22 protein-coding genes are annotated in these 24,312 nt (G+C 60.4%); 14 read left to right on the top strand and 8 right to left on the bottom strand.

Annotated elements, in window-relative coordinates; all coding sequences use genetic code 11:
• The first annotated feature begins 144 nt into the window (after positions 1–144).
• The gene (locus BLL36_RS23450) at positions 145–1,896 is read left to right on the top strand and encodes a sigma-54-dependent Fis family transcriptional regulator (RefSeq protein WP_076953984.1); all 1,752 of its coding nucleotides are present in this window, start codon (positions 145–147) and stop codon (positions 1,894–1,896) included.
• Between the two features lie 26 nt (positions 1,897–1,922).
• Here the strand turns inward: BLL36_RS23450 and BLL36_RS23445 are convergent, their stop codons facing one another.
• On the bottom strand, positions 1,923–2,897 hold the full coding sequence (locus BLL36_RS23445; protein ID WP_076953983.1) for a helix-turn-helix domain-containing protein: 975 nt from the start codon (positions 2,895–2,897) through the stop codon (positions 1,923–1,925).
• 242 nt (positions 2,898–3,139) lie between these two features.
• Here BLL36_RS23445 and BLL36_RS23440 point away from each other — a divergent pair, with 242 nt between their 5' ends.
• The 4 genes from BLL36_RS23440 (at position 3,140) to BLL36_RS23425 (ending at position 7,093) form a co-directional block, all read left to right on the top strand.
• Positions 3,140–3,673: a 2,4'-dihydroxyacetophenone dioxygenase family protein gene (locus BLL36_RS23440; protein WP_076953982.1), complete on the top strand. Its 534-nt coding sequence runs from the start codon at positions 3,140–3,142 to the stop codon at positions 3,671–3,673.
• 23 nt (positions 3,674–3,696) lie between these two features.
• The gene (locus BLL36_RS23435) at positions 3,697–4,947 is read left to right on the top strand and encodes an MFS transporter (RefSeq protein ID WP_076953981.1); all 1,251 of its coding nucleotides are present in this window, start codon (positions 3,697–3,699) and stop codon (positions 4,945–4,947) included.
• 100 nt (positions 4,948–5,047) lie between these two features.
• Positions 5,048–6,316, top strand: a complete 1,269-nt coding sequence (locus BLL36_RS23430; RefSeq protein ID WP_076953980.1) for a carbohydrate porin — start codon at positions 5,048–5,050, stop codon at positions 6,314–6,316.
• A 45-nt stretch (positions 6,317–6,361) separates the two neighbouring features.
• Positions 6,362–7,093, top strand: a complete 732-nt coding sequence (locus tag BLL36_RS23425) for an SDR family NAD(P)-dependent oxidoreductase (RefSeq protein ID WP_076953979.1) — start codon at positions 6,362–6,364, stop codon at positions 7,091–7,093.
• A gap of 48 nt (positions 7,094–7,141) precedes the next feature.
• Here BLL36_RS23425 and BLL36_RS23420 read toward each other — a convergent pair whose 3' ends face one another.
• Positions 7,142–7,729 carry a TetR/AcrR family transcriptional regulator gene (locus tag BLL36_RS23420; RefSeq protein WP_076954069.1) on the bottom strand — a complete coding sequence of 196 codons (588 nt, stop codon included), beginning with the start codon at positions 7,727–7,729 and terminating at the stop codon, positions 7,142–7,144.
• Positions 7,730–7,870: 141 nt separating this feature from the next.
• Here BLL36_RS23420 and BLL36_RS23415 point away from each other — a divergent pair, with 141 nt between their 5' ends.
• The 9 genes from BLL36_RS23415 to BLL36_RS23380 all read left to right on the top strand — a co-directional run bounded on the left by BLL36_RS23415 (position 7,871) and on the right by BLL36_RS23380 (position 16,831).
• Positions 7,871–8,971 carry an alkene reductase gene (locus BLL36_RS23415; protein ID WP_076953978.1) on the top strand — a complete coding sequence of 367 codons (1,101 nt, stop codon included), beginning with the start codon at positions 7,871–7,873 and terminating at the stop codon, positions 8,969–8,971.
• A gap of 721 nt (positions 8,972–9,692) precedes the next feature.
• Positions 9,693–10,352 (top strand): winged helix-turn-helix transcriptional regulator, encoded by a 660-nt coding sequence (locus tag BLL36_RS23410; protein ID WP_197678466.1) that lies wholly within the window; start codon positions 9,693–9,695, stop codon positions 10,350–10,352.
• 195 nt (positions 10,353–10,547) lie between these two features.
• The gene (locus BLL36_RS23405) at positions 10,548–11,807 is read left to right on the top strand and encodes an NADH:flavin oxidoreductase/NADH oxidase family protein (RefSeq protein WP_076953977.1); all 1,260 of its coding nucleotides are present in this window, start codon (positions 10,548–10,550) and stop codon (positions 11,805–11,807) included.
• 55 nt (positions 11,808–11,862) lie between these two features.
• A complete protein-coding gene (locus tag BLL36_RS23400) occupies positions 11,863–12,708 on the top strand; it encodes an alpha/beta fold hydrolase (protein ID WP_076953976.1) in 846 nt (281 codons plus the stop codon).
• Between the two features lie 22 nt (positions 12,709–12,730).
• The gene (locus tag BLL36_RS23395) at positions 12,731–13,129 is read left to right on the top strand and encodes a helicase (protein WP_076953975.1); all 399 of its coding nucleotides are present in this window, start codon (positions 12,731–12,733) and stop codon (positions 13,127–13,129) included.
• A 33-nt stretch (positions 13,130–13,162) separates the two neighbouring features.
• Positions 13,163–13,396, top strand: a complete 234-nt coding sequence (locus BLL36_RS30735) for a hypothetical protein (protein ID WP_130925969.1) — start codon at positions 13,163–13,165, stop codon at positions 13,394–13,396.
• Between the two features lie 95 nt (positions 13,397–13,491).
• Positions 13,492–14,502, top strand: coding sequence for a zinc-binding alcohol dehydrogenase family protein (locus BLL36_RS23390; RefSeq protein WP_076953974.1), 1,011 nt, complete (start codon positions 13,492–13,494; stop codon positions 14,500–14,502).
• Between the two features lie 10 nt (positions 14,503–14,512).
• Positions 14,513–16,039 (top strand): UxaA family hydrolase, encoded by a 1,527-nt coding sequence (locus tag BLL36_RS23385; protein ID WP_076953973.1) that lies wholly within the window; start codon positions 14,513–14,515, stop codon positions 16,037–16,039.
• Between the two features lie 63 nt (positions 16,040–16,102).
• The gene (locus BLL36_RS23380) at positions 16,103–16,831 is read left to right on the top strand and encodes a FadR/GntR family transcriptional regulator (protein ID WP_076954067.1); all 729 of its coding nucleotides are present in this window, start codon (positions 16,103–16,105) and stop codon (positions 16,829–16,831) included.
• 42 nt (positions 16,832–16,873) lie between these two features.
• On the opposite strand, the gene uxuA is transcribed toward BLL36_RS23380, so the two are convergent.
• The 6 genes from uxuA to BLL36_RS23350 all read right to left on the bottom strand — a co-directional run bounded on the left by uxuA (position 16,874) and on the right by BLL36_RS23350 (position 24,217).
• Entirely contained in the window at positions 16,874–18,049 is a 1,176-nt protein-coding gene (gene uxuA / locus BLL36_RS23375; RefSeq protein WP_076953972.1) for a mannonate dehydratase, read from the bottom strand.
• Positions 18,050–18,066: 17 nt separating this feature from the next.
• The gene (locus BLL36_RS23370) at positions 18,067–19,524 is read right to left on the bottom strand and encodes a mannitol dehydrogenase family protein (protein WP_076953971.1); all 1,458 of its coding nucleotides are present in this window, start codon (positions 19,522–19,524) and stop codon (positions 18,067–18,069) included.
• Positions 19,525–19,541: 17 nt separating this feature from the next.
• Positions 19,542–20,834 (bottom strand): MFS transporter, encoded by a 1,293-nt coding sequence (locus BLL36_RS23365; RefSeq protein WP_076953970.1) that lies wholly within the window; start codon positions 20,832–20,834, stop codon positions 19,542–19,544.
• Between the two features lie 67 nt (positions 20,835–20,901).
• Positions 20,902–21,933 carry a Zn-dependent oxidoreductase gene (locus tag BLL36_RS23360; protein WP_076953969.1) on the bottom strand — a complete coding sequence of 344 codons (1,032 nt, stop codon included), beginning with the start codon at positions 21,931–21,933 and terminating at the stop codon, positions 20,902–20,904.
• 66 nt (positions 21,934–21,999) lie between these two features.
• On the bottom strand, positions 22,000–23,211 hold the full coding sequence (gene manD, locus BLL36_RS23355) for a D-mannonate dehydratase ManD (RefSeq protein WP_076953968.1): 1,212 nt from the start codon (positions 23,209–23,211) through the stop codon (positions 22,000–22,002).
• Between the two features lie 4 nt (positions 23,212–23,215).
• Positions 23,216–24,217 (bottom strand): sugar kinase, encoded by a 1,002-nt coding sequence (locus BLL36_RS23350; RefSeq protein WP_076953967.1) that lies wholly within the window; start codon positions 24,215–24,217, stop codon positions 23,216–23,218.
• Between the last annotated feature and the right edge of the window lie 95 nt (positions 24,218–24,312).

Genomic DNA, 24,312 nt, shown 5'->3' with positions numbered 1-24,312 from the left:
GGACCTGGCTTACGTCGCCCAGCGCCATGACGGCGCGCTGCGGCAAAAACCGGGGCCCTGGCACTTGTTCATTTGATAAGGTTATGTTTAATAACTATCTGAGCGGTTACTCATATCGATCATTCGCTTTGCAGGGGCATAACAATGACTAATCCCCACAGCGCGTTGCCTGAACACCCGGCGGCCACGGCGCCTTATCATCCGCGCGGTGACAGCCGCCAGTTGAGCGACACCAGTTCGCCGACGCCTGCGGAGCTGACCGACTGCCTGTTCTTTTCTCCCGAAGACGGACGTATCTGGCTCAACGACCAACGCATGCTGTTGCTGCACAGTTCCGCCTTCGGTGCCCTGCGCGGGGAGGTCATCGAACGCCTCGGGCTGGAGCAGGCTCGCGGCCTGTTCACACGTACCGGTTACGCCTGCGGCTTGCGCGACGCCCGCCTGATCCGTGAACGCTGGCCCCAGGCCGATGCCGCTGCTGTGTTTCGCGCCGGCACGCACCTGCATACTCTGGAAGGCATGACCAAGGTGGAACCCCTGCACTTCAAATTCGACGCCGATTCCGGGTTCTACGAAGGCGAGTTTCTGTGGCACCACTCGTGCGAGGCCGATGAACACGTGAGCGTCTATGGTATCGGCCAGGACCCGGTGTGCTGGACGGAAACGGGCTATGCCATCGGTTTCGTCAGCGGTCTGTTCGGGCAGATGGTGATCTTTCGCGAAGTGCAATGCCGTGGCATGGGCCACAGCAACTGCCGGGTGATCGGCAAGACGGCCGAACAATGGGGTGACGTCGAACAGGACCTGCGCTACCTGAATGTGTCCCAGCCCATCGGCAGCCCGACTGCCGCCCCATCCTCCCCGCCGCCGAGCGACGGCGCCAGGCTCGGCCAGCCGCAACCGTTGATTGGCGCCAGCGCCGCCTTCAACGCCGCGACCCAGGCCCTGCAACGGGTCGCCCTGACCCCGGCCACGGTGCTGATCAGCGGTGAGTCCGGGGTCGGCAAGGAGATGTTTGCCCGCCAGTTGCACCAACTCAGCCCCCGCCGCGACAGCCCGTTCGTGGCGCTCAATTGCGCGGCCATCCCCGACAACCTCATGGAGGCTGAACTCTTTGGTGTCGAGCGCGGCGCCTACACCGGCGCCACGCACTCGCGTCCCGGGCGCTTCGAGCGCGCCCAGGGCGGTACCTTGTTTCTGGATGAAATCACCAGCCTCAGCCTGGGCGGGCAAAGCAAACTGCTGCGGGCGTTGCAGGAGCGCGAGATCGAACGCGTCGGCGGCGGACGCGGTATCAAGGTGGATGTGCGGGTGGTTGCCGCCACCAATATTGATCTGCGCAAAGCCGTGGCGGACGGTACGTTCCGCGAAGACCTGTTCTACCGGCTGAATGTCTACCCCATCGCCCTGCCGCCTCTGCGCGAACGCCGGGATGACATCCCGCTGTTGATCAATGCGTTTCTCACGCGGTTCTGCCAGGAATATGCGCGCACGCCTGCGGGCCTGACCATGCGCGCCCTGAAAGTGCTGCTGCGCTACGATTTCGCGGGCAATGTGCGCGAGCTGCAAAACCTGATCGAGCGCGGTTTGATCGCCAGCGATGAAGGCCAAGCCATCGACCTGGTGCATCTGTTTCGCAACGAAGCCCTGCCGGCGGATCCCTATAGCCTGGACGACCACGGCAGCCTGTCAAACGGCGGCCCGGCCCCGAGCTCCGCACTGCTGGACACCCTTGGCCCGTTGGAACAGGGGTTTTCCATCGAAGGCCTGGAATCGCGCCTGATCCACGAAGCACTGCAACGCACCGCCGGCAACCTGGCCGCCGCAGCCCGACTCGTGGGGCTGAGCCGCGCGCAGTTTGCGTATCGATTGAAGAAGCATCAGCGGCACATCTAACAAGGCAGTCGGCTGGATCGCGAACGCTATTGGCCGACCGACGAAGCGCGCACGTCGCTGGGCGTGCGCCCGTAGTGCGCCTTGAAGGCCCTGGCAAAATGCGCCTGGCTGGTGAAGCCTTGACGATAGGCGATCTCGGCAATGTCCAGCCCGCAACTGTCCGCCTGGCTCAGCAGACGGAACGCTCCCTGCAAGCGTTTCTCCAGGATAAAACGATGGGGCTGTGTGTCTTCCAGGGCAAATAGCCTGGCCAAGTGCCGGGTGGAAACGCCGGTTTGAAGCGCAACCCGCTCACAACTCAATGCGGGGTCGGACAGTTGCTCAAGGATGCATCGCTTGGCGACCAACAAATAGGACGCACTGAGTGCGTTGATCCGGCGGTTGCCCATCTGACCCGCAATGATAGTCCCCAGCAGTTCAAGGGCATCCTCTTGATAGCTGTCTGCCCCCTGGCTGAGCGGCTGCCCGAAAAAACCGCCGGTGCGCTCACTTAATGTTCTTAGCAGTAGACGCTGTGTGCCGGTGTTCGCGCTGATCTTCACGGCGTGATCAAAGCGGCGCAGACAGCGGGAGGCGAACACGTCCTGGGGAATGTCGAAGATAAACTTATGCATCGACGCGCAGAAGCCGAACAGATAGGGCTTGTCGGTTCGATACACCATCATCTCGCCCGGTTCCAGCAGATGGCAGTTGCCGTTCTGAAAGAAAAACGACGCACTGCCCATGACCAGCGATACGAACACCGACTCTTTGGGCACGCTGCGAATCATTGAACCGTCACGCTCGATGACATGTTGGGTACCGGCAATATGGGCGACCCGCAGCCGGTCCAGACTCAGATTGTCCTCCCGCGCGCTGAACCCGGTTTCGTTGAAGGACGAGCACTTCAGACCGACCAGTGTCGATGCGTTGTACTGCTCCCAAAAGGCTACGCGCTGATCCACGGGAAGGTCATCGGTACTGGCACGCTGGGTATCAAGCAAGGCGGCGGCTCGATTCATTTTTATTATTCTCGTTTTTATTGACTGCTCGGCCCCACACAAAGCGGATTACGGGGCCTGCAGCGCCCCATTAACCGCCCACCCAAGTACGCTGTCAATCGGTAGCCGATACAAAAACCACTGCAACCGATGAACTGAAAATACCCGTCCGTTTCAGACAACAATGATGTCAGTTCCGATCAAACCGTAGCGTCCCGTTCCCCCTAGAGTGGCCTCCGTATTCCAACAATCAGAGGCCCAACATGCCCGAATTAGCCCGCAACGAATTTTGGAAAGACCTGCAGCCCATCGCGAACTGCTTCAAGCCCGACGCCAAGCCTGAGGTGTACCTGCCTAATGCCGCCAGTGATGATCTGCGGCTCTACGTGCCCTTCACCGAAACCGTCTCTTCACGCCCCTTGTGGATCTCCCCCAGCGAAAACCGCTGGTGCGACATCTTGATGTCCAGCCATGCCGGCCTGGTCAATCGCCACTACCACCCGCACGAAGTCTTCGCCTACACCCTGTCGGGCAAGTGGGGCTACCTGGAACACGACTGGACCGCCACCGCCGGCGACTTCGTTTATGAGACGCCTGGCGAGGGTCACACCCTGGTGGCCTATGAGCACGAAGAACCCATGCGCGTGTTCTTCATCGTCAAGGGGCCGCTGATCTGGCTCGACGAGCAAGGCGAGTCCACCGGCTACTTCGACGTGCACTCCTACATTGCCCTGTGCCGTGAACACTACGAAAAGGTCGGCCTGGGTGCTGACGCTGTGGACCGCTTGTTCCGTTAAACCCCGTGCTACGGAGAACCACCATGGCTCACAAGAATAATAAAGCCAGTTATGAAAATGTCCTGCTGTGCGTGTTGTTCCTGACGTTCGGTTTTGTATTTTTCGACCGTCTGGCGCTGTCCTTTCTGTTTCCGTTCATGGCGCAGGAGCTGCAACTGAGCAACAGCCACCTTGGCATGTTGTCTTCGGTGCTGGCCTTGGCCTGGGCGATTTCCGGCACACTGGTCGGCGCGTGGTCGGATCGCCGAGGGGTGCGCAAGCCTCTGCTGATTGCGGCGGTCATCCTGTTTTCGCTGTGCTCGGCCCTCTCGGGGCTGGTCGCGGGGTTTCTCAGCCTGTTGCTGTTTCGCGCCATCATGGGGTTGGCCGAAGGGCCCATCCTGCCCTTGTCCCAGTCGATGATGGTGGAGGCTTCATCGCCGCATCGGCGCGGCCTGAACATGGGCTTGCTGCAAGGCTCGGCAGCGGGTCTGCTGGGCGCGGTGATCGGCCCTCCGGTGTTGATTGCCCTGGCGGAGGCGTATGGCTGGCGGCATGCGTTCATTGTGTCGTTGCTGCCGGGACTGCTGATCGCGTGGCTTATCTGGCGTTACGTGCGTCAGGATGAACCGCGCCAGGCGCCAGTGAGTAACGTCAAGCCCACCGGGCATCGCCTGGCACTGCTGAAAAGCCGCAACATTGTGCTGTGCACGTTGATCAGTTGCGTGTTTCTGACCTGGTTCGTGATCCTGATCTCCTTTACCCCGACGTTTCTGGTCAGCGTCCGCGGCTACAGCGCACCGAGCATGGGCGCGGTCATGAGTTGCCTGGGCGCCGCCTGGGTCGTGTGGGGGTTTGTGGTGCCGAGCATCTCCGACCGCATCGGCCGCCGCCCGACGCTGGTGTTGTTCTCGCTGATTGCCGCCTGCTGCCCGATAGCCCTGCTGTTCGCACCCTCGCCAATGATACTTGGCGTGCTGATGGTGCTCACCTTCACCGGGCTTGGCTGCTTCACACTGTTCATGTCCACCATTCCGGCTGAAACCGTCCCGCGTGAAGTCATGGCCACGGCACTGGGCATGATCATGGGCGTTGGCGAACTGGTGGGAGGGTTCGTGGCGCCGACCATTGCCGGGTTCGCCGCCGACCAGTTCGGGTTGTCGATTGTGATGTGGATCTCCTGCGGCGGCGCCGTGCTCGCGGCGGGGCTGTCCCTGCTGCTCAAGGAAACCGCACCCACCGTCTGGCAACGCCGAGCGGGTGCGCCGTCCGTTGCCCAAGGACACTCACTGTAATCGCCCGATCGATGCAAACCTGCACGCAGCGTGCGTGATCCGCGATCACCACGCCGCTCCAGTTGCTCATCACAACAACAATAACAATGAGTCCTTGACCATGAACCCTACCCTTCGTTTGTGCGCATTTTCGTTGCTGATGCTTTCATACCCCCACGCCTGGGCACAGGACCGTGAAGGTCCACTGGCGGGCCTGGGGGAGCAATTAGCCAGCTACGGCATCCAGCCTCATGTGCAATTCACGAGCGTGTCGATGAAAAACCTCGACACAGGTCCGCGCCCCTACAGCTTCGGCAACAGCGGTGACCTGTACATCGGCGCTGACGTTAACCTCGCCACGCTCAGCGGCCTGGATGGCGCCGCTCTGCATTTCGAACAGACCGTCTTTATCCTGGACAACGGCACTGGCCAACCGACCGGGAGCGAATGGCAAGGTGCCGTTGGCAGCTATTTTGGCGGTGCGCCCTTGCACAATGACATCGCCAGCAACCAGCTGAGCTTGCTGACCTACGAGCAAAAATGGCTCGATGGTCAGCTCGACCTGCACGTCGGACGAACCAATGGCCGGCGCTACTTCTACATCTATAACTGCGAAACGGGGGTCACCTGCAACGACCCGATCCTGGATGCGTCAAGCGGTATGTTGCCGCCGCCTTTCGGGGCCTGGGGCGGCTACCTGAAGTATCAGGTAAACCCCCGTTTTTACGTGCACGCGGGTGCGTTCGAATCCAACCCGGTGGATTACCTGAAAAAGCGCAAAGGCCTGGATTTCAGCACCGACGACGCGAGTGGCACCAGCTTCCTGGTGGGTCTTGGCAGCAAGCCGGGCGATGACACCACCCAGTACGAACTGAACGCGTACTTCAACTCGTCCAACCAGGTCGACCCCTTGACGGGTGCCAGCGACCACGGCACAGCCGGCGGCTTCTTCAAGTTTCGCCAGACGCTCTGGCGCGGCGGGCAGCAAGGCGTGCAGGTCTTCGGCTCGCTGTCGGCGGCGGCCGACGACAAACAACCCTTCAGCCACTTCGCCGAAGCCGGGCTGACCTACCTTGCCCCTTTTGATCGGGCGCAGGACAAGCTCAACTTCAAAGCCAGCTACCTGCAAGTCAACGACCATCAGTTGCAGTTCCAGCAACGCCTGCGCACGGCGGCCGGCGGCGACCCTGAATTGGGTGAGCGCAACGTGTACGCCGTGGAAGCCAACGGCCATTTCGCCTTGACCCGCAACCTGGCCATCGAACCGAGCATCCAGTACATCATCAACCCGGACAACTTCTACAACCCGGGCGCAACGCAATTGAGCAACAACGGTTTTGTGATTGGCCTGCAAGTGGTGCTGGATGTGGGTTCGGTACTGGGCCTGTAATCCGGTGACTTGAATAAAACGATTAACTGACTCCATGAGGTAACGATGACTATGTTCAGCAGCACGCTGTTTGAAGGCAAGGTCGCGCTCGTCAGCGGCGGGACGTCCGGGATTGGCCAAGCGACCGCCGAGTATCTGGCCCGGCATGGCGCCAGGGTCGTGGCGATCGGCTTGGGCGCCGACGCGACAATCGTCGCCGACGGGGTTGAGCTTGATCTTCGCGAAGTTAACGTCACCGACGACGAAGCGCTCAAAGGCGTGATCCAAAGCCTGGACCGCCTGGATATCCTGGTACCGGCTGCGGGTGGCACCCTGGGCGAAAAGGAGATGGAGTGGGACGCCTTCAACCTGGTGTTGTCGGTGCAACTCAACGCTGTCTACCGTCTTATCAACCTGGCGTATCCATTGCTGGCCAGGCAAGGTGGGTCGATCATCAACATCGCGTCGATGTTCTCCTACTTTGGCGGGGGCAAACTCGTGGCTTACTCGGCGGCCAAAGGGGCGATTGTGCAGATCACGAAGTCCCTGGCGGAGGCCTATGCCCCTGACAACATTCGCGTCAATGCCGTGGCGCCGGGGTGGATCACCACACCCCTGCTGGCGAAAATCGATGATCAACCCAGGATCGATCGTTTGCTGTCTCGCACGCCCATGAAGCGCTTCGGCAGTGCTGAAGAGATCGCCAAGGTGATTGCCTTTCTGGCTTCGGATGCCGCGTCATTTGTGACCGGCGTGGTGCTGCCAGTCGACGGTGGCTACCTGACCACCGCTATCTGACGCTCACAGGCGCGCCTGCATCGGCAGGCGCGCCAGAGGGCTCCCTGACTACTGCTCGCCGCCTGGCAATACCGGCAAGGAAGCCGATATCCGGGCGTGGCAAACCTCGAGTATTTCATCGGCAAGCGGCGAGTCATCCGGACATGCACGCGACAACATAATCGCGCCAACAGCATGAGCCAATACGTCGATCATCTTCGCTCTCGCCTCGCCCGGTGCAGCGTCTTCGGTGGTCGGGTACTTTTCCACCAGCGTTTGCAGCATGCGGTCTATGCCTTCGGCGAATGCGCTCCTAAGCTCATCGGGCTGACGCGCCGCGTCTCCACACAGGGCCGACATGGTGCACCCGTCGGCACGCCCATCCCTGTGCCTTCTCGACACGTAGATATCGACGAACGATTGGATATCAAGCGCTTCGGCACCGGCCAGCGAGCGGGAAAGACCGCTGGCTGAAGACTCGACCATCAAATCGGCCTTTGAGCCGAAATGCTTGTAGAAACCTCCATGGGTGAACCCGGCAGCCCCCATCAGATCCACCAAACCTACGCCGTCAAACCCTCGCTCACGAAACAACACTGAGGCCGTCTCGACGATGTGCTCGCGATTTGCCTGCGCCTGCGCTTTGGTCACTTTCACCTGCGATACCTCGAATTGCTCAAAAACCATACGCCCATATTACATAGATGTTGACCGCAATCAAAATAATTGACAGCTTAGATTACGACCACCATCATAAAGGCGCGCCAAATCCATCTTCAGCCACAGGAGAAACCTCAGATGACCGAGCAGAATTTGTTTACCGCCTATACCCTTGGCTCCCTGCCCCTCGCCAACCGCATCGTATTGGCACCACTGACACGCAATCGCGCAGGCACCGGACTGGTGCCCAGCGAGTTCGCCCCCACTTACTACAGCCAGCGCGCTTCAGCCGGGCTGCTGATCACCGAGGCCACCCAGATTTCGGCGCAGGCCCAGGGCTACCAGGACACACCCGGTCTTTACACCCAGGCGCAGATCGACGGCTGGCGCCGGGTCACCGAAGCGGTGCATGCCAAGGGCGGCAAGATTTTTGTGCAGCTGTGGCACGTGGGCCGGGTCTCCCATGTGGACCTGCAACCGGGCGGTGCCGCGCCAGTAGCGCCGTCGGCCATCCGTGCCCAGACCAAGACCTTCGTCAATAACGGCTTTGCCGACGTGTCCGAGCCACGCGCGCTCGAACTCGACGAACTGCCAGGCATCGTCAACGATTTCCGCCAGGCAGCAGCAAACGCCATTACGGCCGGCTTCGACGGCGTGGAAATCCACGGTGCAAACGGCTATTTGCTTGATCAATTCATCAAGGACGGCGCCAACCAGCGTACCGATGCCTACGGCGGTTCGATCGAAAATCGCGCGCGTTTGTTGCTGGAAGTGACCGCCGCCGTGGTCGCCGAGATTGGCGCGGACCGCACGGGCATTCGCCTTTCGCCGGTCTCGCCCGCCAATGGCGTGTCGAGCAGTGAGCCACAGGCTCAGTTCGATTACATCGTCGACCAACTCAATGCACTCGACATCGTTTACCTGCACGTCGTCGAAGGCGCGACCGGCGGGCCGCGCGACGTGGCGCCGTTTGATTTCGATGCCTTGCGCCAGCGCTTCCAGAACACCTACATCGCCAACAATGGCTACGACCAAAACCTGGCCAGTGCGCGGCTTGCGCAGGACAAGGCTGACCTCATCGCCTTTGGCCGTCCGTTTATCGGCAACCCGGATCTGGTGGAACGGCTCAAGGCCGGTGCGCCGCTGTCTGCCTTCGACCCCACCACGCTCTACGGCGGCGGTGCGGCGGGCTACATCGACTACCCGACATTGGCCGAATCAAGCGCTGCCGCCCACTAGGCATTGGCGCGGTTTACGTCGAGCGTTGCCCAACGCGGGCATGATCCGGTACTGGGCGTTATCTAGCCCAGTCGTGATCGTTCTGTAATCGACGCAGGCTCGTTTGGTGCCAGAACACAGGGTAACGGCATCAAGCGCGCCATTTATACGGAGTTACCCGGACCTTCCCGGATACACACTTCGGTCGGTTCAACCACTGAGGCACAAGGGCAAGGCAGGAGCGCGCAAAAGGCTGGAAAAATGAAATTAACTGACGATAAGTGCGACATCAATGAATGCGCTGAATCAATCGCGGCCGCAACACCCGATACAGAACACACATACCCACATCAGGATCAAGCGCCACAACGTGACGACGCAACACCTGCGCCGTCACCGACCAGCAACGTGCCTGAAGACACTGCCCGGCCTGTCATCGTCTGGCGTAGCTTGATGTTGCAGCAGTAAAACCGCGAAGTCCCCGCCCCTCGTAAAAAATCGCATTACTATATTTTTCGTATAGCGTATTTGATATATAAAACGTATAGTGAAATTATACAATGACAGCCTACCCACCCAAGCGGCGAGCACTCCATGAGAACAGCTATGCGATCACCAGCAGAAGGTGCCCAATCGATAGCGACCCGCTCGGGTGGAAGAGCTTCTGGTATTGAACGCTGGGCGCTCGTCTATCCAACGCATCGCGCTACAAATTGGCTGGGCGAAATGGGTACAATAAGTCATGCCAAACAAAACCTATGGTCAACTCTGCCCAATCGCCCGCTCGCTGGATGTGCTGGGAGACCGCTGGACGCTGCTTTTGATACGCGAATTCCTGCTGGGGCCCAAGCGATTCAAGGACCTGCTCGCGATTCTGACCGCGATGGGTCCAAATCGGCTCTCCGAACGTCTCGCCATGCTGGTGCAGAACGGCGTTATTCAACCCGTCACGCTGCTCACACCTGCCGCTACGCCGGCTTACGAGCTGACGGAGCTTGGCGAGCGACTGCGCACGCCAGTGCTTGCGCTGGGCTTTTGGGGGCTGGGCTTGCCGGTCGACGAGCGCATCGATCCGTCCAGTGCACGGGCAGAGCTCATAGCCCTTTGCCTGACCTGCGCGCACGATCCGGCGGCAAGCGTTGGGTTGCAGGAAGTGTACGAATTTCAAGTGGGGCCGGAAGTCTTCCATATTCGGGTCAGCGACGGGAGCCTGTTGGCGAGGTCCGGGCCCTGCACAGAGCCGGTCGACATCAGGATCCAGTGCGACATGGACACCTTTATTGCACTGGTTCTACGCCAGATCACGCCAACCCAGGCGCTTGGCGAAGGACGCGCGAAACTGCTGCACGGCGATCGTCCAGCGTTCATGCGAGTGTTCAAAGTACTCGAGTACAAGCCCTAAGCCCTGGGCGACTCCACCCCCACCTTATTGCCCGTGCGCCCTTCGCCGCGTTGCAGCGCCAGCGCAACAGCGCTGGCGCCTTAGCCGCAAGCCGAATCTGTCTGCCCCCATTTACCTGCATCCGACGCCATTCGGTGGTAACCCCGTGCACGTCAAGCGCTCATGCGGCGTGTACCCCCTTGTAGAGAACTCGCCATGACCGCCTCCTCGCCTGAAGAAAACTTGCTGAACCGGCCCTTATACCTTCCAAACGGCAGCGCTATCCGCAATCGCCTGGCCAAAGCGGCCATGAGCGAAACACTGGGCACCTACGACAATCACCCCACATTGAAGCTGGTCGAACTGTACCGACGCTGGTCCGCGTCAGGCATCGGTTTGCTCATCACCGGAAACGTCATGATCGACCGTCGTGCACTCGGTGAGCCAGGCAACGTGGTGATTGAGGATGAAACAGACCTGCCTTTGCTTCATAAGTGGGCCCGTGCGGCAACCGGGCACGGCGCAGCGATCTGGGTGCAGCTCAATCACCCGGGCAAGCAGTCGACCAAAGGCCTGAACCACAGCAACCTCGCGCCATCCGCCGTGCCGTTTCGCAAGGACATGGCCTCGCTCTTCGAGACGCCACGCGAGGCCACGACGGCCGAGATCGAAGAGATAATTCAACGCTTCGGCCGCAGCGCAGCCATCTGCAAGAAAGCCGGCTTCAGCGGCGTACAAATCCATGGCGCGCACGGTTATCTGATCAACCAGTTCCTGTCGCCCCACCACAATCGACGCACCGATGAATGGGGTGGCAGCCCGGAAAAACGTCGGCGTTTCGTGCTGGCCGTCTACAGAGAAATCCGGCGTCAGGTCGGTACCGATTTTCCGGTCGGTATCAAGCTCAATTCAGCCGACTTCCAGCACGGCGGCTTCACTGAGCAAGAGTCCATGGCAACGATCCAGGCACTCGCCGAAGCCGGCATCGATCTGATTGAAATTTCCGGCGGCACCTATGAGGCGCCCGCCATGAGTGGCAGCCTCAAGGAAACCCAAAAGGCCTCCACCGTCGCGCGTGAGGCTTATTTTCTGGAGTTTGCCGAGAAGGTGCGCGCCTCGATCAACGTCCCACTGATGGTCACCGGCGGTTTCCGCAGCGCCGCTGCAATGAACGCTGCACTGCGTTCCGGAGCACTGGACGTCATCGGACTCGCGCGGCTGTTGGCGATTGATCCCGATGCACCGGCCGCCCTGTTGCAAGGAAAGGACAGCGCACAGCGCGTACGGCCGATCACCACCGGCATCAAGCAGATCGATCAAATGGGGGTCATGGAAATTCTGTGGTACGCGCTGCAGCTCAAGCGAATCGCCAGTGGCGGTGATCCAAAACCCAACGAAAGCGGGCTTTGGGCGTTTGCGAAATCGGTGCTGAAGAGTGGCTGGGGCACGTTCCGCACGCGGCGCGCACGTGCATAAGCCCGGCCGTCGCTGGATGCCTGCACGACATCACAACCTTTTGGAGACCTTTAACATGAGCCATAACCATCTAACCGCCCCTACCCTCTATATCGACGTCGATGGGGACACGTTTGCCTATCGCCGCTGGGGTAACGACAACACGGATCAGCCGCCTCTGTTCCTCCTCCAACATTTTCGCGGCGGCATGGACCATTGGGATCCGATCATGACGGATGGGCTGGCGGCGGGCCGCGAAGTCATTCTCTACAACGGTCGCGGCATTGCCTCCTCTTCAGGCGAACCACGTAACCGCATTGAGCTGATGGCCGACGATGCTGCCGCGGTGATCCGCGCACTCGGCCTATCAACCGTCGATGTGCTGGGTTTCTCGCTCGGCGGTTTTATCGCCCAGGACCTGACACGGCGCCACCCCGACCTCGTGCGCAAGTTGATGCTGCTGGGCACCGGGCCGCGTGGTGGTAATCCGGACTCAGACCCTGGGGTGCTTGAGGCCGCGCCCCGTCCCATCCCCACAGTGAACGATTTTCTGTTTCTGTTTTTCGGTCGGTCCGAGGCGGCGCGGCAAGCAGGACGCGATTTCTGGGAACGCCGTCATCAGCGTGTCGACCAGGACCCACCCAGCTCTGTACAGGTGATGCAGGCACAGATCGAAGCCCACATGCACTTTATGCCCAAGCTGGACCCCGATGCTCCGTTCGATCATCTACGCGCGATCAAACAGCCAACGTTCATCCTCAACGGCATGAATGACATCATGATTCCAACGGTCAACTCCTGGTACATGGCCCATAACATCCCGAACGCCCAGTTATTCCTGTACCCGGATGCAGGCCACGGCGCCCAATTCCAATGCCCTGAGCGCTTTCTGAAACACGCCATCGCGTTCCTCAGCGAATAACGACTTACGGAGCCAGCACATCATGCTGAAATTCAAATTTTTGTTGTGGGCGCTGACCAAGCTGTTACAGCGAGCCATCAAGAAAAACCCCGGCTGCGCAAAACTGGTTGAAGGCAAGTCGCTGGTCTTTCAGATTCGAACAGAGGATGGCGTGGGTCGCTACTTCACCGTTGCGAACGGCAAGATAAAATCCGCCGCTGGTTTAACGCAAAAGCCGGCATTCACGCTGTCGTTCAGAAACGCAGAAAGAGGCTTCGCCATTCTGTCGGCTAAAGACAGCAAGGATGAATTTCTGACAGGCTTGCGTAAAGGTGATCTGAACATCAGCGGTGACTTTGTAGAGGTGATGTGGTTCCAGGGATTAACAGAATACTTGCAGCCGGCTAAAGACCCGGCACAGGTCTTTTTCACGACGCGCTAGGGCTCGACACACTTAACTCTGGAGAAAATCCCCATGCAGCGTTTATTGGCAATGGTCGTGCTGTGCTTCACGTTTGCAGCAACCTTCAATACCGCGTCCGCCCAGGCCCAGGCAGCGGGTTACCCAGCGCCAGCCCCTTCATCAAGCGAATCTCGACCGAGTGTCGAGTGGCGAAATGTGCGCACCCAGTTCGTCGCCACTGACGCGCTTGCTGCTGATGCGTTCTCCCGAAATATTAATTGGTCGGTCCAATTGTCATTTACCTAAATTGGTCTTGCCAATAATTTTCTCGGTGTGTAGCTTTGAAGCCCTGTCCCGCTGTACGACATCCGTCGCCTGCGCCCCGGCCAAGGAGCATCAACATGCTGACTGTCATCTGCAATGCACCCGGTTCGTTAACCGCCGTCGAGCGTGAAAAACCGCTCAGAAAGCCCGGCGAAATCCTTATCCGCATCAAGCGCGTCGGGGTCTGCGGCACCGATCTGCATATTTTTACCGGCAATCAGCCCTACCTCGAATACCCGCGGGTGATGGGCCATGAGTTCTCCGGGGTAGTGGAAGAAGCTGACAGCGCCAGCGATCTCAAAAGTGGCGATGTCGTCTACGTGATGCCCTATCTTTCCTGCGGAACATGCATCGCCTGCCGCCAGGGCAAGACCAACTGCTGCACGCGTATCCAGGTGCTGGGGGTTCATTGCGACGGTGCCTTCACCGAATACCTGAGTATCCCCCATGAGTTCGTCCACAAGGCCATGGGGGTGACACTGGACCAGGCCGCGATGATCGAATTCCTGTCAATCGGCGCTCATGCCGTACGGCGTTCAAATGTCCAGGCGGATAAACGTGCGCTGGTGGTCGGCACCGGCCCGATCGGCATGGCGGCCGCGATTTTCGCCAGTCTGCGTGGCGCTCAGGTCACCGTTCTGGATACGCGCGATGATCGCCTGGCGTTCTGCAAGGAACACCTGAAGATTCACGCGGCGGTGAAAATCGGCGAAGGCGACAAGGAGACCCTGGCTGAGCTGACCGAGGGCGACTTTTTCGACGTGGTGTTCGATGCCACCGGCAATGCCCGGGCCATGGAGCGTGGGTTTGAGTTCATCGCGCACGGCGGCACTTATATGATGATTTCGGTGGTGCGCGATTCCATCACCTTCTCCGACCCTGAATTCCACAAACGCGAAGCCACATTGATGGGCAGTCGCAACGCCACCCATGAAGACTTCCGTCATGTAGAGGAATGCTTGCGCAACGGCTTGATTCCGCACGCAGCCCTCAATACCCATCGACTGACGCTCAGCGATGTCCCCAACGCGTTCGCCACATTGCTCGACCCCAAACAAGGCGTCGTCAAAGCAATCATCGAGTGTTAGGAGAGACCTGATGAGTGACAGTCAGTCCTTGCTGGTGTTGACACCCGGCGACCATGTTGCCGTGGCTCGAGGCGATATCGCCGCAGGCCAACACCTCAGCGCCGACGGTATCGCGCTGATCGCCCGGCAACCGATTCCATCCGGCCACAAGATCGCCCTGCGTGCAGTGTTGGCCGGCCAACAGGTGCTCAAGTACGGCCAAACCATAGGCTTGGCCACTCACGGCATCGAACCCGGCGATTACGTCCATGTACACAACCTGGACATGCCCGCCACCAACGCCGAACACAGCGTGCAGAACCGCTATGTGCCCACGGTGTTCAGCCATGAACCGGCGACCTTCGAGGGGTTTGTCCGCGATGGTGGGCGCGTCGGCACACGCAATTACATCGGTGTTATTTCCAGCGTTAACTGCTCGGCAACCGTCTGCAAACACATCGCCAATGCGTTCTCTGCCGAGCGCCTGAAAGACTTCGCCCATGTCGATGGCGTTGTCGCAATTACCCATGGCAGCGGTTGTGGCATGGGGGCGAAAGGCGAAGGGATCGATATCCTCAAACGGACCTTGCGCGGCTACGCCAATCATCCCAATTTTGCCGGTGTGCTATTGATCGGCCTGGGCTGTGAGGTCAACCAATTGGCGCCTTTGATGAATGAACTGGGGGATCGCTCGCCCACGCTCAAGGCCAGTCTGATCATTCAGGAAGCGGGCGGTACTCGCGAAGCCGTACAACGGGGCATCGCGCACATTGAAGCGATGCTGCCCATCATCAATAGTTTGCGGCGTACCACCGTTGCGGCCAGCCACCTCAGCGTGGGTTTGCAATGCGGCGGCTCGGATGGTTACTCAGGCATCACCGCGAACCCGGCACTCGGGGCGGCGGTGGACCGGCTTGTGCGGCACGGCGGCAGTGCCATTCTTTCGGAAACGCCAGAAATCTATGGCGCTGAACACCTCTTGACGGCACGCGCCGTCTCGGCCGAGGTGTCGGCAAAGTTGATGGCGCGCATCCATTGGTGGGAAGCCTACGTACGCCACAATGACGGTGACATGAACAACAACCCCTCCCCTGGCAACAAGGCCGGCGGCATTACCACCATTCTGGAAAAATCCCTTGGCGCCGTGGCGAAAGCCGGCACCACTGGGTTAATGGGCGTTTATCACTACGCCCAAACGATCGATACCCACGGACTGGTATTCATGGACACGCCTGGCTATGACCCTGTGTCAGCCACCGGCCAGGTAGCGGGAGGCGCGAATCTCATCTGCTTTACCACAGGCCGTGGCTCGACCTACGGGTGCAAACCCACTCCCTCTTTAAAAATTGCTACCAACACCGGCCTGTTCCATCGCATGGAACTGGATATGGACTTCAATGCCGGCGGTATTGTCGATGGCCTGGAATCGGTGACGCAGGCCGGTGAGCGGCTGTTTCAATTGATGCTCGACACCGCCTCCGGACGCCCCACGTGCAGCGAAGAAAACGGCTTGGGCGACAACGAGTTCCTGCCCTGGCAGATGGGCGCGGTGATGTGAAACGAACAGCCACTCACCCGGGCTATGGTAGCCTTCGCAAACTTCCTGAAGGACGCCGTACCGATGGCCGCACCGACAAACGCCTCTGAGCGAAAGCCGTATCAGAAAATCGCCGACCAGCTTCGGAACTACATCTTGCAGGGGGATTTCAAACCCGGCTCACGGCTTCCTCCCGAGCGCGATTTGACGCAACGTCTTGGTGTCTCCAGACCCTCGCTGCGCGAAGCGCTGATCGCCCTGGAAATAGAAGGCGTGGTTGACATCAAGATGGGCTCAGGCGTGTACGTCAGAGCACTGGCCCTGGAAGGCACACATAACACCGTAACGCTCGGCGAAAGTCCCTCGGAGCTTATGCAGGCGCGTGCCTTGATTGAAGGTGAGTCGATAATTCTGGCTTGTCTGCATGCTAAAAAAAGTGACTGTCGCTACCTTCAGGAATGTATTGATGCCATGCGTGCCTCCATCGAAAAGGGTTTGCCACCCCTGGAGGATGACCGCAAGTTTCACCATCGCCTGGCTAAAATGAGCGGCAACTCTGCCTTGGTCCGGATCATCACCGGGCTCTTTGATGAGCGACATAACCCTATCTCGGCGCAGTTGAGCAAACATTCAGAGAACGCTTTGACCTGGCAAGCGGCCGTCACCGAGCATGAAGCAATCCTTCGCGCCGTGGCCCAAAAAGACGTGCTCGGTGCACAAACCTCAATGCGCCAGCATCTGAGCCGTTCGGAAAATCGTTGGTTGCAAGCGCTGGAGCCGCAAGAGCTTACGGCCAATGGACAGAACAAGTAGCCAACGGTTTGCCCGCTGGCGACTGGCTCCGTTTTCACGCCATCAAGGCAGTTGTTGCCGCACCGCCAATTCCACACCGCGGATTTCCGCCAGCCCCTTGAGGCGACCGATCAGCGAATAGCCCGGGTTGCTTTTACGGTGCTGGTCGTCGAGCAGTTGATGCCCATGGTCGGGGCGCAGCGGCAAGCGTGGGCCGCCTTCGCGTTCACGCCTGCGTTCTTCGGCCACCAGCGCGCCAATGACCCCGACCATGTCGACGTCGCCGTCCAGGTGATGGGCCTCGTGGAAGCTGCGCGGGTCGGTCTCGCGGCGGGTTGAACGCAGGTGGGTGAAGTAGATGAACGGCGCAAAGTGCTTGGCCATCGCCACCAGATCGTTGTCTTCACGCACGCCATAAGAGCCGGTGCAGAACGTCAGGCCATTGGCGGCGCTGGGGGCAGCGTCCAGCAACCACTGGGCATCTTCGGCGGTCGACAGGATGCGCGGCAAGCCAAGCAGCGCACGGGGTGGATCGTCCGGATGGATCGCCATGCGCACGCCCACCTCCTCCGCCACCGGTATCACCGCACGCAGAAAATACCCCAGGTGCTCACGCAACCTGTCGGCGTCGATGTCGGCGTAGGTGCGCAGCAACGCCCGAAAGTCATCCAGGCTGTAATGCTCCTCGGCACCGGGCAAACCGGCGATCAAGGTATTGACCAATGTTTCGCTGCGGGCCGGCGTCAGTTGCTCGAAGTAGGTTCTGGCCCGCTGGATATCTTCGGCGGTGTATTCGGCCTGGGCGTCCGGGCGCTGGAGGATGAACAGGTCGAACGCAGCGAACGCGGTTTGATCGAAACGCAGCGCCCAACCGCCATCCGCCAGCTCCCAGGCCAGGTCAGTGCGGGTCCAGTCGAGCACCGGCATGAAGTTGTAGCACACGATATCGATGCCGCAGCTCGCCAGGTTGCGCACGCTTTGCTGATAATTGGCGATGTACTCGTCACGCCGGCCGCAGCCGCGCTTGATGTCTTCGTGCACCGGAATGCTCTCCACCACCGACCAGCTCAAGCCCGCGGCTTCGATCATCTGCTTGCGCGCCGCGATAGCTTCCACCGGCCAGACTTGGCCATTGGGGATCTCGTGCAGCGCGGTGACAATGCCGGTCGCACCGGTTTGACGCACGTCCGCCAGGGAGATCGGATCCTTGGGGCCAAACCAACGCCATGTGTGTTCCATGCTGTGCTCCTTTCCTGTTAGTGGTGTGCGGCAAAGTTGTGCAAAAGGCTGACCATGCCATCGCGGACCAGGGCGGCATAGGCGCGTTGTACAGCGTCACGAAAGGCAGGGCGATCCGACAGGCTGGCCGGGAACACCTCGTCCAGGCCGAGAAAGGCATCCACCAAGGCAACGCCTTCGAACCGCCCGGCAAGCTCAGCAAAGGTGGCGCTCAAGGGATCGTCGATCACCGGTGCCGAACCGTTGGGGCGCGGCTGCGTGCAGTCGTGAATCCAGGCCGCGATACCCAATGCGGTACAGCTCAGGTCACGCCCTTCATCGAGCAATTGCTGCGCGCCAAGCAACCAGCGTTGCGGCAGTTTCTGCGAACCGTCCATCGCGATCTGGCGCAAACGGTGTTGCAGGCTGTCATTGGCAAATCGCGCCTTGAGATCGCGGGCGTAGAGCGCCAGATCGATGCCCGCCGGCATGGCCAGGGTCGGCGCGGCTTCCTCGGCCATATAGCGTGCGATGAAACGCGCCAGATCCGCATCGTTGATGGCTTCGAACACCAAGTGGTGGCCGGCCAGCAGCCCCACGTAGGCCAGCAACGAATGGCTGCCGTTGAGCATGCGCAGCTTCATGGTTTCAAATGGGCGCACATCGCCCACCATCTGCACGCCTTCCTCCTCCCAGTCCGGACGCCCGAGAGGAAAGTGATCTTCGATCACCCATTGGCTGAAGCTTTCACAGACCACCGCCGCACGGTCGGGGCAATCCAGTTGCTGCTCCAGCCGGGTGAAGGACTCGCCGTCCATGGCGGGAACGATCCGGTCAACCATGCAGCCCGGGAACGCCACATGCTCATTGACCCATTGCGCCAGGACTGGGTCCTGCAACGCCGCCAACGCGCTCACCGCCTGGCGGGTGCGCTGGCCGTTGTCGGGCATGTTGTCGCAGCACAGCACCGTAAACGCACGCGTGCCGGCGGCGCGGCGGCGGCGCAGGGCTTCGAGGACAATGCCGGGCGCCGTGCGTGGCGCTCGGGGATGCGCAATGTCATGGATAATCGTCGGATCTTCGGTGCGTAGCTGTCCGGTGGCCGGGTTCAGGCAATAACCTTTCTCGGTGACGGTGAGCGTGACGATCCGGGTTTGCGGCGCGGCCATGCGCTGCAACAGTTGCTCCAGCTCATGGCCGCCCTCGCCCACATACAAGGCCTGGCGCAGTACACCGATCTCACGCAGCGTCACCCGCTCGCGATCACGGTATTCGGCCACATGATAGCGGCCGTCCTGCGCGCGCAATTGATCAACCAATGTGCGATTCGAGCGCAGGTTGGCGCTGCACAACCCCCAATCGCTTTCGCCATGACGGTTGAGATGGCGTTGCAGGTAGACCGCCTGGTGGGCGCGATGAAACGCCCCCAGGCCAAGATGCACGATCCCGATGTCACGGACAGTGCCGGCTGAGGGCACACGGTTCACGGTGGGCATCGACAGGCTCCTTTGAGTTATGGCCGGCTCAGGGCCGAAACGGGTTGCGGGCTCACTGCCTGCGCGTTACCGGTATCCGCCGCCGAAAGCGGTTTGACATAACGCGCTACGCACACGGCGCCAATCACGGTCAACAATCCCGCCAGCAGGAACGCGCTGGTGAACGAACCGGTGAACTGCACCAGAAAGCCCGTCAAGGTCGGCCCGATGATGCCCGAGGTATTCGCCAAAAAATGCATGAAGCCACTGACGCCACCCACCCGCGCGGCAGGCACGGTGTCCTGGATGATCGCCCAATAGATGGCACCCGTGAGGTAAAGGAAGAACACGGCCAGGGCGACGAGGATAACTGCCGGGTACAGGGTCTTGACCACCCCGGCAACCGCAATACAGGCGGCGCAGAGCAACAGGCAGGTCACCAGTACCACCTTGCGCGAGAACATCATCCGCCCGGTTTTCTTGAACACGAAGTCGGAAATGAAACCGCCCAGGGCCAGGCCGAGGAACCCCAGGACCCAGGGAATGACCGTGGCGATGCTCATGTCCTTGACGTTGAGGCCGTGGGCCATGGTCAGGTAGCTGGGGAACCAGGTCAGGAAGAAGAACAGCGTGTAGTTATAGGAGAAGAACGCCAGGGACGTGAACAGCACCGTGGGCTGCTTGAGGTAGTACCGCAGCGGGAACACCGGCTGCGCCGCCAGCTCGCTTTGACCCTCGGCCCGCAGGATATCCTCGGCGCCCGCGCCTTCAGGCCGTTCCTTGACGAATTTGTACCACACCGCCGCCCAGACCAGGCCGATCGCCATGATGATAATGAACGACACCTTCCAGCCGTAGGTGACGGCGATGAAGCCCACCACCGGCCCGGAAATGGCGCCGCCCAACGGCGTGCCGGACATTGACGTGCCCAGGGCCCGCGCCCTTTGCTTGGGGGTGTACCAGTTGTTGACCATTTTGCTCGTGGTCACGCTCAACGGCCCTTCACCCATGCCGAACAGGATGCGGATCAATACCAGCGAGGCAAAGCCAACCGTCAGCACCGTGAGACCGCTGAACAGCGACCACAGCACCATCGCCAGCAACAGCGTGGTTTTCGCGCCGTAGCGGTCGGCCGCCCAGCCGCCGATAAAGTTGAACACGGCATAACCGACGAAAAAACTACTGAAGATCATGCCCATTTCACCCGTCGAAAGACCGTAGTCCTTCTGGATGAACGGCGCGGCAACGGACAATGCCGAGCGATCCAGGTAATTGATGACGCCCGCCAGGAACAGCATGATGATGATTAATGTGCGACCTTGACCAAACATTGGAACCTCCCGCTTCTTGTGTTTATTCGGTGAGGGTGCCCGTGTGGGCACGCGTGTCTACGGATGACTAGGGATGCGCGCCGCTCAGTTCCACGAGAACCTTGCGGGTTTGTTCGGGATGGTTTTCGATCAAATCGATGGCCCCCGGCATTTCGTCGAAGCTCACGCGGTGGCTGATCAGTTCCCGCACCTGCAATTTGCCGCTGGCGATCAGCTCGATCACCTTTGGAAATTTGCGATTGTTCAGGCGCGATCCCACCAGCGTCAGTTCTTTCTTGATCATTTCCAATTGCACCAGGTCGCTCGGCACGGTGTTGAAACCCAGCAGGCCGATACGCCCCGCAGGCGAGGCCAGGCGCACCATCTGCGGCATCAGCGCGGGGATGCAGGCGGCGTCGACAATCAGCGGCACGCCTTCGCCCTGGGTCAATTCGCGCATCGTTGCTTCGACGTCAACGTCCTTGCCGTTGAGGGTGCGGCTGGCCCCGAGTGCCCTGGCCGCCTCCAGGCGTGTATCGAGGACGTCGGTCACGGTGATATCGGTCATCCCCAGCGCCCGGGCCATTTGCACCAGCGTCAAGCCGATCACGCCCGCGCCGTAGATCAACAGGCTGTCGCCCGGTTCGGGCTGCATGCGGTCCAGCACGTTGAGGGCGATGGTGTACGGTTCCACCAGCGCTGCATGGCTCAGGGACATCGAGTCCGGCAAGCGGTGGGCATTGTCCGCGGGGACGCAGACTTGCTCGCTGAACCCGCCATCGCGGTGCACGCCAATCACTTGCAGCCGGGTGCAGACGTTCGGTCGGTTGATTCTGCAGGGATAACAGGTGCCACAGCTGATGACCGGGTCAATGCACACGCGGTCGCCGACCTTGAGATTATCGACCCCCTCGCCCACTTCCCGTACCACGCCGGAGAACTCATGGCCGGTCACACGCGGAAACCGCACAAACGCGTTTTGCCCGTGAATGATGTGCATGTCCGAGCCGCAGATACCGGCGTAGGCGACGTCAATCTTGACTTCACCGGGTGCCACTTGCGGCATCTCGACCTGCGCCAGGCCGAACTCAAAAGGTGCTCTTACTTGAAATGCTTTCATCGGGTAACTCCTGACAGGGCGGGTGGCACTCTGTGTTCTGTCGTTATCAAGCAGTCGAGGCAGCGCTTACCAATGCCAGAGCGTGCCGTCTTCCAGGCGATTGACCGGCAGGCTGGCGCGCTTGTAGGGATATTTCGCCGCCAGGTTCTCGTCGATGTCGACGCCATGCCCCGGCGTTTCGCCGGGCGTGAAGTGGCCATCGTCGAAGCGATAGGCGTGGGGAAACACTTCGTCGATACATTCGTCGTGGGGCATGTGCTCTTGAATGCCGAAGTTGGGCACCCAGGTATCGAAATGCAGCGCCGCGCCCATGCACACCGGCGACAGGTCGGTGGCGCCATGAAAGCCGGTGCGCACCTGGTAGAGCGCAGCAAAGTCAGCAATGCGGCGCACATGGGTGATGCCACCGGCATGTACCAGGGTGGCGCGGATGTAGTCGATCAGCTGTTCCTGGATCAGCTCGCGGCAGTCGTGAATAGAGTTGAACACTTCACCCACCGCCAGCGGCGTGGTGGTGTGCTGGCGGATCAGGCGGAAGGCTTGCTGATTCTCGGCCGGGGTGCAGTCTTCCAGCCAGAACAGGTTGAACGGCTCCACCGCCTTGCCCAGGCGCCCCGCTTCAATCGGTGTGAGGCGATGGTGCACGTCGTGCAGGATGTGCAAGTCATCGCCGAATCGCTCGCGCACGGCGGCGAACAGCTTGGGTACATGGTTCAGGTATTTGGCGGTGTCCCACACGTGCTCGGCAGGCAGGTCGCTGTCGGCGGGTTCATAACGTTCACCGCTGCGCTTGGCCACGCCATAGGTGGTGGCGATGCCGGGAATCCCGCATTGCACGCGCACCGCCTTGTAACCGAGTTCGACATGCCGGGCGACTTCGTCCAGGCAACCTTCGATATCCTTGCCAGTGGCATGCCCGTAGACCATGACCCGCTCGCGACTTTTACCCCCGAGCAACTGGTACAACGGCATCTGCGCGGCCTTGGCCTTGATGTCCCACAGAGCGACGTCCACGGCGGCAATCGCGGTCATGGTCACCGGACCACGGCGCCAGTAGGCGCCGCGATACAGGTACTGCCAGATGTCCTCGATGCGCTGGGCATCGCGACCGATCAAGGCGGGCAATACATGCTCTTCAAGGTAGGCGACCACCGCCATTTCCCGGCCGTTCAAGGTCGCATCACCGATGCCGTAGATGCCCGAATCAGTGACGATTTTCAGCGTGATCAGATTGCGCCCCGGGCAGGTAACAATGACGCGCGCTTCAATGATTTTCATAAAGTCAGGCCTCTGTTGCAGAAGAAAATGAAGGCATTTTCAAGCTCGGCATGGCAGCGCCAGGGATCAGCGCGCCGCGATGCTGGACGACTTGGGCCGCCAGTCGATGCCCCCAACGCGCAGCCAGTTGTGGATCACCGCCCTGGAGGCGACACGAAAGATAGGCCGCACTGAAGGAATCGCCTGCCGCCGTGGTATCGACGACGTGCCGCACCTGCTCGGCGGGCACTTCAAAACGACCCGAATCGCACTGCACCAGGCACGAGGCGGCGCCGCGCTTGAGAGCGATTTCACCCACGCCAAACGCCGCGTAAGCGCGGAACAACACCTCGACATCGGCATAACCGAACAGGGCCGCGTCGTCCTCCCAGGTAATCAGCGCCAGGTCAGTCAGGCGCAGCATGTCGCCATAGGCCTGGCGTGCAGCCTGGGTATCGGGCCATAGATGGGGACGGTAATTGTTGTCGAAGACGATGCGCGCGCCGGCTTCACGGACCAGTCGCAGGGCATGCAGCAGGCGCTCACGGCCACCGGCCGTGAGAATCGCCAGGCTGATGCCGCTCACATAGATGTAGTCGTAATCCGCAAGGGCATGCAGTGCGGCGTCTGCTTCAGCGCCGTCGAACATGCGTCGCGCTGCGGCTTCGCCACGCCAATAAAGAAAGCGTCTTTCGCCTTGGCTATCGGTCTGGATGAAGTACAAGCCCGGCAGCGCGTCCTCGATCACGCGCACATGTGGGTCGCCGACACCTTCGTCACGCCACAACTGACGCATTGCGTCACTGAAACTGTCGGCGCCGATGGCGGTGACGTAGTCCGCGACAATGTGCTCAGACGCGTTCAATCGGCAGAAATAAACGGCCACGTTAAGTGTGTCGCCGCCAAACGTCTGGCTGAGACCCGCGACGGGATCGCTGCGCATCTCGATCATGCACTCACCCACCAGCGCCACTTTGAGCGGGCCGGATGGAGCAGATTGCGGGCGTTGCCTTGAATTTAACGTCATTCCTGCGCGCCTTTGTTATTTTTAAAACGGCGTTTCATTTCGAGCTTGCGTGGTCGAGTTTAATCAGATTTCCCACACCGTCAAGAAAAATGAAA

The sequence above is a fragment of the Pseudomonas cedrina subsp. cedrina genome, from assembly GCF_001983175.1.
GTDB classification, from domain to species: Bacteria; Pseudomonadota; Gammaproteobacteria; order Pseudomonadales; family Pseudomonadaceae; genus Aquipseudomonas; species Aquipseudomonas cedrina.
Note: the sequence above shows the minus strand (reverse complement) of the source record. Positions and strands in the feature narration are given on the sequence as shown.

Excerpts from the sequence above, each read along its gene's own strand:
- BLL36_RS23385 (WP_076953973.1), top strand. The coding sequence starts at position 14,513 with ATGAGTGACAGTCAGTCCTTGCTGGTGTTGACACCCGGCGACCATGTT.
- BLL36_RS23445 (WP_076953983.1), bottom strand. The coding sequence starts at position 2,897 with ATGAATCGAGCCGCCGCCTTGCTTGATACCCAGCGTGCCAGTACCGAT.
- BLL36_RS23370 (WP_076953971.1), bottom strand. The coding sequence starts at position 19,524 with ATGCCCACCGTGAACCGTGTGCCCTCAGCCGGCACTGTCCGTGACATC.
- BLL36_RS23440 (WP_076953982.1), top strand. The coding sequence starts at position 3,140 with ATGCCCGAATTAGCCCGCAACGAATTTTGGAAAGACCTGCAGCCCATC.
- BLL36_RS23365 (WP_076953970.1), bottom strand. The coding sequence starts at position 20,834 with ATGTTTGGTCAAGGTCGCACATTAATCATCATCATGCTGTTCCTGGCG.
- BLL36_RS23425 (WP_076953979.1), top strand. The coding sequence starts at position 6,362 with ATGACTATGTTCAGCAGCACGCTGTTTGAAGGCAAGGTCGCGCTCGTC.
- BLL36_RS23400 (WP_076953976.1), top strand. The coding sequence starts at position 11,863 with ATGAGCCATAACCATCTAACCGCCCCTACCCTCTATATCGACGTCGAT.
- BLL36_RS23380 (WP_076954067.1), top strand. The coding sequence starts at position 16,103 with ATGGCCGCACCGACAAACGCCTCTGAGCGAAAGCCGTATCAGAAAATC.
- BLL36_RS23430 (WP_076953980.1), top strand. The coding sequence starts at position 5,048 with ATGAACCCTACCCTTCGTTTGTGCGCATTTTCGTTGCTGATGCTTTCA.
- uxuA (WP_076953972.1), bottom strand. The coding sequence starts at position 18,049 with ATGGAACACACATGGCGTTGGTTTGGCCCCAAGGATCCGATCTCCCTG.
- BLL36_RS23410 (WP_197678466.1), top strand. The coding sequence starts at position 9,693 with ATGCCAAACAAAACCTATGGTCAACTCTGCCCAATCGCCCGCTCGCTG.
- BLL36_RS23450 (WP_076953984.1), top strand. The coding sequence starts at position 145 with ATGACTAATCCCCACAGCGCGTTGCCTGAACACCCGGCGGCCACGGCG.
- BLL36_RS23405 (WP_076953977.1), top strand. The coding sequence starts at position 10,548 with ATGACCGCCTCCTCGCCTGAAGAAAACTTGCTGAACCGGCCCTTATAC.
- BLL36_RS23395 (WP_076953975.1), top strand. The coding sequence starts at position 12,731 with ATGCTGAAATTCAAATTTTTGTTGTGGGCGCTGACCAAGCTGTTACAG.
- BLL36_RS23350 (WP_076953967.1), bottom strand. The coding sequence starts at position 24,217 with ATGACGTTAAATTCAAGGCAACGCCCGCAATCTGCTCCATCCGGCCCG.
- manD (WP_076953968.1), bottom strand. The coding sequence starts at position 23,211 with ATGAAAATCATTGAAGCGCGCGTCATTGTTACCTGCCCGGGGCGCAAT.
- BLL36_RS23415 (WP_076953978.1), top strand. The coding sequence starts at position 7,871 with ATGACCGAGCAGAATTTGTTTACCGCCTATACCCTTGGCTCCCTGCCC.
- BLL36_RS23390 (WP_076953974.1), top strand. The coding sequence starts at position 13,492 with ATGCTGACTGTCATCTGCAATGCACCCGGTTCGTTAACCGCCGTCGAG.
- BLL36_RS30735 (WP_130925969.1), top strand. The coding sequence starts at position 13,163 with ATGCAGCGTTTATTGGCAATGGTCGTGCTGTGCTTCACGTTTGCAGCA.
- BLL36_RS23360 (WP_076953969.1), bottom strand. The coding sequence starts at position 21,933 with ATGAAAGCATTTCAAGTAAGAGCACCTTTTGAGTTCGGCCTGGCGCAG.
- BLL36_RS23435 (WP_076953981.1), top strand. The coding sequence starts at position 3,697 with ATGGCTCACAAGAATAATAAAGCCAGTTATGAAAATGTCCTGCTGTGC.